The 12786-nt window shown below is 57.6% G+C and carries 10 protein-coding genes; 5 read left to right on the top strand and 5 right to left on the bottom strand.

Going from position 1 to position 12786, the window contains the following annotated elements; translation table 11 throughout:
* The first annotated feature begins 267 nt into the window (after positions 1–267).
* The 4 genes from ACSFE6_RS28695 to ACSFE6_RS28680 all read left to right on the top strand — a co-directional run bounded on the left by ACSFE6_RS28695 (position 268) and on the right by ACSFE6_RS28680 (position 5597).
* On the top strand, positions 268–2214 hold the full coding sequence (locus ACSFE6_RS28695) for a flavin monoamine oxidase family protein (protein WP_435430759.1): 1947 nt from the start codon (positions 268–270) through the stop codon (positions 2212–2214).
* A 207-nt stretch (positions 2215–2421) separates the two neighbouring features.
* Positions 2422–3309, top strand: coding sequence for a nitrilase family protein (locus ACSFE6_RS28690; protein WP_435430758.1), 888 nt, complete (start codon positions 2422–2424; stop codon positions 3307–3309).
* A 16-nt stretch (positions 3310–3325) separates the two neighbouring features.
* Complete coding sequence (locus ACSFE6_RS28685) at positions 3326–4525, top strand: hypothetical protein (RefSeq protein WP_435430757.1); 1200 nt, start codon at positions 3326–3328, stop codon at positions 4523–4525.
* Positions 4526–4601: 76 nt separating this feature from the next.
* Positions 4602–5597 (top strand): asparaginase, encoded by a 996-nt coding sequence (locus ACSFE6_RS28680; RefSeq protein ID WP_435430756.1) that lies wholly within the window; start codon positions 4602–4604, stop codon positions 5595–5597.
* A 74-nt stretch (positions 5598–5671) separates the two neighbouring features.
* Here the strand turns inward: ACSFE6_RS28680 and zapE are convergent, their stop codons facing one another.
* The 3 genes from zapE to ACSFE6_RS28665 form a co-directional block, all read right to left on the bottom strand.
* Positions 5672–6766 (bottom strand): cell division protein ZapE, encoded by a 1095-nt coding sequence (gene zapE, locus ACSFE6_RS28675; RefSeq protein ID WP_435430755.1) that lies wholly within the window; start codon positions 6764–6766, stop codon positions 5672–5674.
* 90 nt (positions 6767–6856) lie between these two features.
* Entirely contained in the window at positions 6857–8212 is a 1356-nt protein-coding gene (locus ACSFE6_RS28670; RefSeq protein ID WP_435430754.1) for a tryptophan--tRNA ligase, read from the bottom strand.
* A gap of 24 nt (positions 8213–8236) precedes the next feature.
* On the bottom strand, positions 8237–8866 hold the full coding sequence (locus ACSFE6_RS28665; RefSeq protein WP_435430760.1) for an alpha/beta hydrolase: 630 nt from the start codon (positions 8864–8866) through the stop codon (positions 8237–8239).
* Positions 8867–9010: 144 nt separating this feature from the next.
* Here ACSFE6_RS28665 and ACSFE6_RS28660 point away from each other — a divergent pair, with 144 nt between their 5' ends.
* Positions 9011–9445, top strand: coding sequence for a YhcB family protein (locus ACSFE6_RS28660; protein WP_435430753.1), 435 nt, complete (start codon positions 9011–9013; stop codon positions 9443–9445).
* 259 nt (positions 9446–9704) lie between these two features.
* Here the strand turns inward: ACSFE6_RS28660 and ACSFE6_RS28655 are convergent, their stop codons facing one another.
* Both ACSFE6_RS28655 and ACSFE6_RS28650 read right to left on the bottom strand, forming a co-directional pair.
* Complete coding sequence (locus ACSFE6_RS28655) at positions 9705–11090, bottom strand: aspartate aminotransferase family protein (protein ID WP_435430752.1); 1386 nt, start codon at positions 11088–11090, stop codon at positions 9705–9707.
* A gap of 23 nt (positions 11091–11113) precedes the next feature.
* Positions 11114–12586, bottom strand: a complete 1473-nt coding sequence (locus ACSFE6_RS28650; RefSeq protein WP_435430751.1) for an NAD-dependent succinate-semialdehyde dehydrogenase — start codon at positions 12584–12586, stop codon at positions 11114–11116.
* Positions 12587–12786 lie beyond the last annotated feature (200 nt).

Here is a 12786-nt window from a genome sequence, read left to right as displayed (position 1 = left end):
CCCCCCCCCCCCCCCCCCCCCCCCCCCCCCCCCCCCCTCCCCCCCTCCCCCCCCCCCCCCCCCGCTCCCACAGAGGTTGTGGCGAGCCAAACAGAGCGTACAAATAAGGCCTGCAATGCAGGCCTTATTATTTTCAGGTTACTTTTTCCTACGTAGTACATCGAACTCAGTGTGCTGTAGAACCGGAATTTGCTCATATTCGCACATCGCCCAAAACTCCAAGCTGCTTCCCTGCAAACACCATCAATTAATCAGGGAAGATCAACAGTGACTATCGGATCAAGCTACAACTACCCTTCATACGTGTCCCGCGATGGCACTCGAACGAAACGCTCGACTGCAAACAAATGGGCAGCACGCTTCCCTAATCCGCCAGACTTGTGCTTTGACTATCGAACGCTGGTCGAACAGGAAAATGGCATCGCAAGGGCAACTGACCCACAACACAGAATCTGCATCATCGGCGCCGGGGTGACTGGACTGACTGCCGCTAGAGAACTTTATCGTTGTGGCTTCACCAATATCTCCCTTATCGAACAATCCGGGCGCATAGGCGGTAGACACCTGACTGTTCCCGGCAGTCGAAACTCCACAGTGGCTCATACACCATTTGAAATGGGCGCCATGCGGATGCCTTTCTTCAACCGGGCCGACGAGGCACCGACAGAAGGACGTTCGCTGATGGCGTATTACGCCAAAACGTTTGACCTGGTGTTATCCGACTTTGCCAACCCCGGAAGTCAATGGGTCAGTTCGACAGGCATCTATCTTCGCGAAGGCAGTGTGGGCGGTGGATCGGCACCGCAAATGTTGATCTGGAAAAACCAGGATGGCTTGACCCCTCCTCCCGGCGAAGAACTTCAAAAGGTCTACGCCAAGTGGAAAGCTTTTGCCGATCGTATGACGCGGCACGTCGCCGAGCTTTACGCCAGCCCCGAATGGGAGGCGATGTGGGCCGCAATCGTCGACAAATATCAGAGTGTTTCATTTCGAGATTTGGTCAGTATGCCAGCCTTGCAAGCCTGGGACAGAGGATCGCCCGGTGATTTTGGCGGGATGGGCATGTCCGCCGAGGAATCGGCTATTTTCTACGCGATAGGCATCGGTGATCGCAGTTGGGGAGCCTTTTATGATGTCTGTTCCCTTTATCCCTTGCGTACGGCCATTTTTGGATTCAGCAGCCAACTGCAACTGATACATGGCCGGGTGGACCCAAATGGCGCCCCGCTGGAATCTCCCCACTTGAACAGCGAAGCCGTTTTTGACTCGATGGGGCTGAGTTTCGACAGACCTCGCTACGTTGGGCTCGCTGCTTTGGATGAATGCCTGATGTTCATGGACATCGACGAAACTGGCAAGTCCGTCTATGAGTACAGCCGAGAAAGGAACAATGGGCTACTTACCGACTCATCCGTTACCAAACTCAAGAAGCTGAGTAACCAAAAAATACGGGTGCACTTCAATTGGAAACACAGCCAACCCGAACAAACCCAAAAGCGCTTCGATGACTTTGACTCGGTCATCGTAACGCTCCCCTCCTGGCTGATCGAAACTCGGATCAAGCTCGAAAACTTCAATCAGGAGATGTTGCCTTTCGAGACAATCAATGCCTACAAAACGGCGCACTGGGAAACCAGCTGCAAGGTCTTCGCGCCGTTAAAAAAATCATTTCTTTCGAAAAATACCAAAATCCCGCAAGCCATCGTTACCGACAGCTTTATCCATGACGTTTACACCTACCGTTACAATGACAACTACAGCTATGACTGCATCCTGCTAAGTTACACATGGGAGGATGATGCCACCAAACTCGCCACTTTCACCGATAAAGAACTAGTGGGTAGGTGTGCTAAAGAGCTCGATCGCATTCTCATGAACGCGACCAATATCCAGGAAAGAATTTCCCCCTATATCGGCATTGATCAAGCTGTGGTCCAGCGATGGATAACTGATAAAAATGCCTTGGGCTGTGCAAAATTATACCGACCTGGCACCTACTACGATGCCGTCGGCTTGATGAAGTACAACCGGGACTTTGCGCATAAATCGGGTTTGTATTTGTCCGGGGAATCATTTTCCGTCGATGCCGGCTGGACAGAGCCGTGTTTTCGCGGTGCCATTGATGCGGTGATTCATATCTGCAACAAAACCGCTGCGACCTTCAACGGCGGATTTTCAATGAGTGATTACCCGCACTACCAACTCAAAACCTGACGATATACCCCATCTCAGAGCCATGGAAATTATCCATGGTTTCTCCTTCCGTGCCCGCTACACAGTGCGGCCGACCATCTCGCTCATCCATCTTGGGAAATGGACTACGAACTAAAAGGAAGTAGCTGACTTTCACCAAATTCATGATTCCCCTCTTATTACGACGTCATTAAACAGCGTGTAAAACAATAAGAAGAGGTCGTTAGAATGAGCGAGCCAACAAGCCCAGTTCGTGTTGCAGTCGTGCAATTCGATCCACAAGTCGGCATCGAAAAATGTCAAGGTAATCTGCGTCGCAGCCTGGAATTGGCACTTGAAGCAGTAAACGGTGGTGCGAATCTCATCGTTCTGCCCGAGCTCTCCAATACCGGCTATTTCTTCAGCAATCGGCAGGATGCTTTCGCCCATGCAGAGCCTGTTCCCGACGGGCCAAGCGTGCAGGCCTGGAGCGAATTCGCCCGCAAATACAACGTCTACCTCGTAGGCGGCTTGGTGGAACGAGACGGTATGCGGCTCTTCAACACCGGCGTACTGCTGGGTCCCGACGGATTTATCGGCAAATACCGTAAAGCTCACCTGTGGAACCTGGAAAAGCTCTGGTTCACACCGGGCGATTTGGGTTTCCCGGTTTTTGAAACCCCCATTGGCCGCATCGGACTGTTGATCTGCTGGGATATCTGGTTCCCGGAGGTCCCGCGAATCCTCAGTCAGCAAGGCGCGGACATCATTTGCAGCCTGAACAATTGGGTCTGGACACCCCCGCCGCTATTCGATGATGCTGGTAAGTGCATGGCTTCGTATTTGACGATGACTGCCGCTCACGTCAACAACGTGTTTATCGCCGCCGCCAGCCGGATCGGCGAGGAGCGTGGCGCACGCTACCTGGGCTGCTCGTTGATAGCCGGGACCAATGGCTGGCCCATGGGCTCCGTGGCGTCGGCAGACAAGCAGGAAATCCTGTTTGCCGATATCGACCTGACCAGCTCCCGCAGTGCGCCCATCTGGAACACTTTGAACGATCTGCATCGCGATCGCCGAGCCGATCTTTACGATCAGATGCTCGGCTACACCCAACACGCTTGCCTCCCGCGCTGATCAAGGAGGCATATGCATGGACATCTCAACCGATACAAACCGTGTCGCCCCCAGATCGCCTTTTGATACGGTGGTCATCCTGCTAATGATCGGTGCGACATTACTGATTATCTGGCTTTCATTCACTCACCGCTCTTTATGGTCCGCCCATTGGCCCGCTTACAGCGACATGGTGTTGGGGCTTCCCGAGCCAAGCGCCTGGTTACGCTGGGTGCTGGGCGACATCAGTGAGGTGGCGTTTTACAAACACGAGTTCGCCTCGATCGGCTTGTTGGCAGGGGCTTATTTGGCTTACTGGGCGAATAGGACAGGGAAATCCTGGCAAGGGTTTACCATTGCCTACGGGACTGGGTTGTGGCCGTGGCTGATCACCAGTTCGTTGCTCGGGCTGCTGCTGAGTAATTTGCTCTGGGGCTGGACAGTGACCGCTACCAGGTGGCAACCCACGTTTGTCGCGTTTGTTTCATTGCCAGCGGCGATGGTGCTGATGTTTGGTGGAGGCTGGAAAGTCGCTATCAACGGCGCAATCATGGGGGCTGTACTCGTTACACCGATGTGTTTACTGATCGTCAACTTCGTGTGTAACCCGCTTTCCTTGCCTGCGGTGATCGGTAATGTCCTGGGCATGGCTGTCGCGAGTGTCGTGGCGTTTTTGCTCTGCCGTTACTGGCCGAATCTGGTGAAGTCCAGGCTATCCGAGGCGCCATCCACCTCGCCCGCAGTCCCCATCAGCAAGGTGCCGGATTATGGCGCCATCTGGTGCCTGCGCCGGGTCCTGGCGGACTTCTCCGAAGCACCGTTCTTTGGCAATGAGCTGGCCAGCCTCGGCCTACTACTCGGGGCATTACTGGCGTACAGCTTGAATGCACTGAGTCCGGCATACGGTTCGGGTCTACTGCTGCACATCATTGGTGCGCAGGCTTTGGCTTCGGCAATCGGCGTACTGATCTGGCGTCGACAATGGATGTTACGTGGCTGGTATCCCACCTACATCCCGTTGGTATCTGTGGTTCCCGCGGCGATTCTGGGCTATGGCGGCAGTTGGCAAGTCATCATCTTGAGTGCATTGCTGGGAGCATTGTTGTCTCCACCCCTGGCATGTGCGATCTCCAAACGGCTGCCAGCCGACATGCACGCCTACATTGGCAATGTCCTGTCGATGGCTATCAGTACATTGCTGATCGTCCCGTTGATCGGTTACCTGGTATCGGATTGAGGCACTCCGCGATTCGGCTGTATTGCGGGCTGAACCGGATGCAGCCAGTTTTTTTTACAAGCAAGCGAGGTACGACATGGACCTGCCCAAACTGGCCGTCGCAGCGCTCGGCGGTACGGTAAGCATGCAAGCAAGGAATGCCGGCGAAGGCGTTATCCCGACCGTCAGCGGCGAAACCTTGCTGACCGCCATTCCGGAATTGACTACGCTTGCCCGCGTAACCGTTGAAACCCTGGGCATGTTGCCCAGCGCTTCACTGGATTTCGAGTTTTTACTGAGTGTATTGTCCTGGGCGAAGTTTCAGGTCAAGCAAGGTGTCGTTGGTGTAGTAATCATTCAAGGGACCGACACCCTCGAAGAGGCCGCATCGTTTTTTGATTACTTGTGGCCCCACGACATCCCCTTAGTGTTGACTGGTGCCATGCGCTCGGCAGCACAGCCGGGAGCCGACGGACCGGCGAATCTGCTGGATGCGTGCCGCGTGGCCCTGGCGCAGAACAGTCGACAGCGTGGTGTTCAGGTCGTGATGAACGGACAGATTCATCATGCCGGCAGCGTACGTAAAACCGATTCGTTGGCATTGCAGGCGTTTTCCTCGCCCGTCACCGGCCCCACCGGCCTGCTGTTGGAGGACGGCGTTCATTATCTTCGCCCGCCGCGACATCGCACGGTGCTACCCCTACCGCAAAAAACCTCACAGAAGGTTGCGATGCTTGAGGCCTCACTCTCCGCCGACACCCTGTTACTCGAAAACATCCTCGCGCTCGGTTACGACGGGCTGGTAATCGCCGGTTTTGGAGCCGGTCACGTTTCGCAGAGATGGGCGACAGTCATTGAACAGATCGCCAGAAAAATCCCTGTGATCATTGCGACCCGAACCGGTTCAGGTTCTACCGCGCATACCTCCTACGGTTTTGCTGGCGGCGAGATGGATTTGATACGCAAGGGTGCATCGATGGCAGGTTTCCTCTGTCCGCGCAAAGCCCGGATTCTGCTTTGGCTGCTCCTTGGCTGCAAAGGGCAAGATGAGCTTGCACGCTATCTCGATGCCAACATCGATCTTCAACACTGACACAAAAACTGTGGGAGTTTTGTACTCACAAAAAAGGCCTGCATTTGCAGGCCCTTTTCATTTTCCGAAACGTCTTACGGCTTATGCGCCCGAGACAGGAATTCGTGGGATTGCATTTCCAACAGGCGGCTGAGGGTCCGCTGGAACTCGAACGTCAGGCGACCTCCGGTGTAGAGGTCTTTCAACTCCACTTCGGCAGAAATGATCAGTTTCACGTTACGGTCGTAGAACTCGTCGACCATGTTGATGAAGCGTCGGGCGATGTCGTCGGTGGTGACGCTCATCTGCTCGACGCCGCTGAGCAGCACGGCGTGGAAAATTTTGCCCAGTTCGATGTAGTCGTTCTGGCTGCGCGGGCCGTCGCACAGTTCGCGGAAGTCGAACCAGGCCACGTCATCGCAGGTGCGCAAGGCGCGGATTTCACGGTTTTCGATCATCAGCACGTCGTTCTCGACCGCTGCCGTGCATTCCGGCGTCAGTGCGCGGAAACTCTTGCGCAGGCTTTCGTGAGCAGCCTCGTCGAGCGGGAAGTGGAATAGCTCCGCTTGTTCGAGATGACGCAGACGGTAATCGACGCCACTGTCGACGTTGACGATATCAGTGTGCTGCTTGATCAGCGCGATGGCCGGCAGGAAGCGCGCACGTTGCAGGCCGTCCTTGTACAGGCCGTCCGGCACGATGTTCGAGGTCGCGACCAGGCTCACACCGTTCTTGAACAGTTCTTCCATCAGGGTGCCAAGGATCATGGCGTCGGTGATGTCGGAAACGAAGAACTCATCGAAACAGATCACCCGGGTCTCGGCGGCGAAACGCTTGGCGATGATGGTCAACGGGTTTTTCTCGCCACCCAGGGTTTTCATCTCTTCGTGCACGCGCTTCATGAAGCGGTGGAAGTGCGTACGGGTCTTTTCCTTAAACGGCAGCGCCTCAAAGAAGGTGTCGACCAGATAAGTCTTGCCGCGGCCTACGCCACCCCAGAAGTACAGGCCCTTGACCGGCGCCTGATCTTTCTTGCCAAACAGTTTGCCCAATAGGCCCGGCTTGTTTTGCTCGGCCGCGACCAGGTCGTCGTACAGGCGTTGCAAATGACGCACGGCGGTTTCCTGCGCGGCGTCATGGAAGAACTCCGGGCGTTTCAGATCAGCTTGATATCGTTCTAGGGGCGTCATAATTCGTTAGCAAGGCAACAAAAACGGGCCGTCACTGTAGCGATGGCCCGTGGGAATGGCAATCAGCCCTTGGTCGGGCCGAGCCGTTGATTATTCCTGAATCGGCGTCAGAGCGATCCGCAACGCTTCGATTGCAGCGTCGCGCGAGACACCGTCAGCGAACGCAGGACTGTCGGCAACACACTCGCCTTCCAGCCAGACATTGAAGCTCAACGCTTCGCTGCGCACATCCAATGGCTGGCCCGATTGCAGTTGCTTGGTGACCTGCCCTGCGGTTTTACCATCGCCGAAGCTGCGCGACAGCAGCAGTTGTTCACCATCGGCCGCCAGCAGACGGAAGCGGAAACTGCCGTCGTCTTCGCGGAAGCTGACGAAACGCGCGGCTTTCGCGGCTTTCTTCTTGGTGGTCGCCGTCACTTGTGCCTGAGCGACGAAGGAGCGCAAGCCTACCGCTTCACGCAGTTCGTGAAGGAACGGCGTCGCGACTGCACGGGCCTTTTTCGCGCCGTGCTGCAGGATGTCTTCCAGGTCCGCCGGGCGCGCGATCAGTTGGAGATAACGCTCACGGGACTCACCCAGTTCGTTGTCCAGTAGCTGGAACAGACGATTCTTCGCCTCGCCCCAACCCAGGCCCTGCAACAGCTCGCTACGGAACTCGTCGGATTGCGCCGGGGTAGCGAATGCCTGAAACAGGGTGAACAGGTGCGAATTGTCCGGATCTTTCGCTTCGCCCGGCGCGCGGGAGTCGGTGACGATCCGCGAAATCGCGTCTTTCAGCTCTTTGGCGCTGCTGAACAGTGGAATGGTGTTGTCGTAGCTCTTCGACATCTTGCGACCGTCGAGGCCAGGCAACGTGGCCACGCTCTCCTCGATCAGTGCCTCGGGCATGGTGAAAAACTCTTTGCCCTGACCGAACAGGTGGTTGAAACGCTGTCCGATGTCCCGCGCCATTTCCACGTGCTGGATCTGGTCACGACCGACCGGCACCTTGTGCGCGTTGAACATCAGGATGTCCGCGGCCATCAGTACCGGATAGCTGTACAAACCCATGGTGATGCCGGCGTCCGGGTCTTCGCCGGTCTCGACGTTCTTGTCCACCGAGGCCTTGTAGGCGTGGGCGCGATTGAGCAGGCCCTTGGCGGCGACGCAGGTCAGCAGCCAGGTCAGCTCGGGAATTTCCGGGATATCGGACTGACGGTAAAAGGTCACGCGGTCTACATCCAGGCCACCGGCCAGCCAGGTCGCGGCGATTTCCAGACGCGAGCGCTGGATGCGCAGCGGGTCATCGCACTTGATCAGGGCGTGATAGTCGGCCAGGAAGTAGAACGAATCGGCATTGCTGTCACGGCTGGCAACGATCGCCGGGCGGATGGCACCGGCGTAATTGCCCAGGTGTGGCGTGCCGGTGGTGGTGATGCCGGTGAGGATACGGGTACGAGTCGTCATGGGTAATCGCTTGTCAGACTGCAATCAATTCGAAAGACGCGGCAGGATCAGATCCTTGAGATCGGTCAGCTTGCCATGAAAAAAGTGTCCGCATTCTGCCACTTTCAGCAGCTCATGGGGACGTTCCAGTTTTTCGGACCAGTCGTAGACGACTTGCGGCTCGATGACTTCATCGGTTTCCGGCTGGATCAGGGTCAGTTCGCCCTGCTGCGGCAATTGATCCTGATCCCCCAGGCGCATGACCGCTGGCGCGACCATGAACAGATGCTTGACCACCTCGCCCCTGGCTTCCAGGCGCCCACCGAGACTGGCCGCCACAAAACCGCCGAAGGAAAAACCGAAGAGGGTCAGCGGCAAATCCGGGTGTTTTTCCCGCAGCCATGCAGCAGCGGCCTGAGCATCATCAACTTCTCCGGTCCCCATGTCGTGGGCGCCCTCGCTCGCACCGACGCCTCGGTAATTGAAGCGCAACGTAATCAGGCCCGCATCACGCGCCGTGCGCTGCAGGGTCGAGACGACCTTGTTGAGCATGGTGCCGCCCTGCACCGGGTTCGGGTGGCAAATCAGCGCAATGCCGCGCGGCTGCTCATTGTCCAGGTACAGGCTTTCCAGTTGACCCACCGGGCCATCGATCACTACAGGGGTTTCACGCATCAGCAAGGAAGGAACTCCGTGACCTCGATTCGGGTCGACTCGTCTAGCAAATTGTCTGCGGCTGTCTATTACGAGTGAATCGCGGTATACAGCGCAGGTTCGAGCCGTTAACGTAAAGCAAAGCCGTTTATAGAGGAAGGACTCGTGGAACACTCGCTCTTAGTTTGGTTGTTACCGACTCTTGCCCTGGTTGTGGGTGTCGCCATTGGATTCCTGATCGCTCGCCTTGCGCCGAATGCCGCGCCTAGCAGCACGCAACGACAGCTGGACGATATTCAGGAACGTTTCGACAGTTATCAGAACGAGGTGGTGACCCACTTCAACAGCACCGCGACACTGGTCAAAAAACTGACTCAGAGCTATCAGGAAGTGCAGGATCATCTCGCCGAGGGTGCCAACCGCCTGGCCCTGGACGAGCAAACCCGCCAACGCTTGCTGGCCTCCCTGCACGCCGATGCGATTCAGGCTCCACGGGAACGCCTGACGCCACCGCGCAGCCAGGAACCGCCTCGCGACTACGCGCCCAAAGCCCCGAACGCCCCGGGCATGCTTGATGAGCATTATGGTTTGAAGAAGTAATTAACCTTCGCGCCAATATAAAGCCCCCGGACAAGTGATTTGTCCGGGGGCTTTTTTGTGCCTGATGATTTGAGGGTGACTGTTCTGGCCCCATCGCGGGCAAGCCCGCTCCCACAAGGTTTTGCGTCGTACACAAATAATGAGAACACCCACTGAACCTGTGGGAGCGGGCTTGCCCGCGATGGGGCCAGGACAAACAACGCAAAAAAAGCCCGCCTGATCGCAACGACCGGGCGGGCTTGTCATTTCGGGACAGGACTTACTTCAGCACCTCCCCCGCCACCTGATCAATCGCATCCTTGGTGATGCCAACAATCAGATCCGCCTCGGCCTCGGTGAGGATCAGCGGCGGCGCGAAACCGAGGATGTCGCCGTGGGGCATGGCACGGGCGATCATGCCGCGTTCAAGGCAGGCCGCCGAAACTTTGGGGCCGACTTTCAAGGCTGCATCAAACGGTGTGCGTTGTTCACCATCGGCCATGAATTCTACGGCGGCGAGCATGCCGTCACCGCGCACTTCGCCCACCAGCGGATGGCCTTCGAGGGTTTCGCGCATCCGGCGGTTGAGATAAGCACCAACCCGGTCGGCGTTCGCCGTGAGGTTTTCCCGCTCCAGGATATCGAGGTTTGCCAAGGCCGCGGCTGCGCACAGTGGATGCCCGGAATAGGTCCAGCCATGGCCCATGGGCCCCTGGGACTCGGAGGCTTTTTCGATCACGTCCCAGACCTTTTCGCCGACGATCACCGCCGACAACGGAGCATAAGCGCTGGTCAGCCCTTTCGCGGTAGTGATCAGGTCCGGACGCATGCCATAACGCTGGCTGCCCATCTTCGAACCCAAGCGGCCGAAGGCACAGACCACTTCGTCGGCGATCAGCAACACGTCGTATTTGTTCAGAACGGCCTGGATTGCTGCCCAATAGCCAGCCGGTGGAACGATGATGCCACCGGTGCCCATCAACGGCTCACCAATAAAAGCAGCGACGGTGTCCGGTCCCTCGGCAAGGATCATTTTTTCCAGCTCGTCGGCGCAGTAACGCACGAACGCCACTTCATCCATTCCGGTTGGCGCCTTGCGATACCAGTGCGGACAAACGGTGTGCTTGATGCCCTCGGCCGGCAGATCGAAATGCTGATGAAAGCTCGGCAGGCCGGTCAGGCTGCCGGTCATGATGCCCGAGCCGTGATAACCACGGTCGCGGGAGATGATTTTCTTCTTCTGCGGTCGGCCCAATACGTTGTTGTAGTAACGCACCAGTTTGATCTGGGTTTCGTTGGCGTCGGAACCGGAGAGGCCGTAGTAGACCTTCTTCATGCCTTCCGGCGCCCAGTCGATGATGCGACTCGACAGTTCGATGATCGCCTCGGTCGAGTGGCCGACGTAGGTGTGGTAATAGGCCAGTTCCTTGGCTTGCTTGTAGATGGCATCCGCCACTTCGGTGCGGCCGTAGCCGATGTTGACGCAGTACAGGCCGGCAAAGGCGTCGATCAGCTCGCGGCCTTCGTGGTCGCGAATACGGATACCCGATGCGCCCTTGATGATGCGCCCCTTTAGCGCACCGCTGGCATGGTCATGGGCATGGGTCGACGGGTGCATGAAATGCGCGCGGTCTTGTTCGAACAGGGTTTCAAATTCTTGATTCATGGCATGTCTCCTAAGAATTGGCCTCAGAACTGGCCTTGATGGTGCAGGCAGAAGTATTTGGTTTCGACAAAGGCTTCGAAGCCCTCGGTACCGCCTTCGCGGCCCAGTCCCGAAGCTTTCATGCCACCGAACGGGATCGGATGGCCGGTGAACTTGACGCCGTTGACCGCGACCATGGCGTGGTCGAGGCGACGTATCAGGGGGTAAATCAGGTCCAGGCGATTGGAACAAATGTAGGCCGCCAGACCGTATTCAGTGTCGTTGGCCATCTCCACGGCCTGATCGAGGGTGTCGAACGGCATTACCCCGGCAATCGGCGCGAAGTTCTCTTCGCGATAAATGCGCATTTGTGGGGTGACATCGGCCAGTACCGTGGGCTGGTAGAACAGGCCGCCGAGGGCGTGGGCTTCTCCGCCCACCAGTCGCTGGGCCCCCTGTTGCAGCGCATCGGCGACGCGCTCGGCGGTAACATCGAACGCGGCCTGATGCATCAACGGGCCGATGTCCACCTGTTGCTCCCGCTCGCCGATCATGGCCGCGCCGACCCGCAGCTCACGCACCGCCTCGGCGAAGCGCTTGAGAAATTCCGGATAGACCGAACGCTCGACCATGATCCGGTTGGCGGCGCAGCAATCCTGGCCGGAAGTCTGGAACTTGGCGGCCACCGCAACTTTCACCGCCAGTTGCAGATCGGCATCGGCGCAAACAATGAACGGCGCGTTACCGCCCAGCTCCAGCGATACCTTTTTCACATCCTGAGCAGCCGCTTGCAGAACCAACTTACCGACGCGGGTGGAGCCGGTGAAACTCACCGAACGTACGCGGGTGTCCTGCACCAGGGTTTGCATGGCCATTTGCGGTTCACCCAGCACCACGTTGAATACGCCGGCCGGAAAACCGGCTTCTTCCGCCAGTTGCGCCAAGGCGAACGCCGAGTAAGGGGTTTCGTGGGCCGGTTTGATGACCACGGTGCAACCGGCGGCCAGGGCGGCAGCAGCTTTGCGAGTGATCATGGCCGAAGGGAAATTCCACGGTGTCAGCAGTGCGCAGACGCCGACTGGCTCCTTGACCGTGCCCAGATGCGCGCCGGGAATATGGCTGGGAATGTTTTGCCCGTACAGGCGCCGCGCCTCTTCGGCGAACCACGGAATGAAACTGGCGGCGTAGGCGATCTCACCCCGGGACTCGGCCAGGGACTTGCCCTGCTCCAGGCTGAGAATCCGCGCCAGGTCTTCCTGATGCTCCAGGATCAAGGCCGCCCAACGCCGCAGAATCGCCCCACGCACCTCCAGGCTCTGTCCACGCCAATCGGCAAACGCACGGTGCGCGGCATCGATGGCGGCGACGATCTGCGGTTGATCGAGCATCGGTACGTGACCAATCAACTTCTGGTCCGCCGGGTTGTGCACGGCGATGCTGTGGCCGCTGTCGCTGTGGACCCAATGGCCGTCGACGTAGCAGAGGGCTTTGAACAGTAGTGGATGTTTGTAGGTCATGGCGTTCTCTCCAATCCGTTTGCGTGAATCCATGCTAGGGCAGCGGGGATTGTGGGATTTGCCGTTGGCTGGGCGTTGGCAGGAGGTTTTTTCTGATTGCGCGGGACAACGTTGAGGTTTTTGCGGTGCCCCCTTGTGGGAGCGAGCCTGCTCGCGAAATGGCCAGCAGCCTCAAAATCATTGCAACATGACACACCGTC

The sequence above is a fragment of the Pseudomonas baetica genome, assembly GCF_051216495.1.
In the GTDB taxonomy this organism is placed as follows: domain Bacteria; phylum Pseudomonadota; class Gammaproteobacteria; order Pseudomonadales; family Pseudomonadaceae; genus Aquipseudomonas; species Aquipseudomonas baetica_B.
Note: the sequence above shows the minus strand (reverse complement) of the source record. Positions and strands in the feature narration are given on the sequence as shown.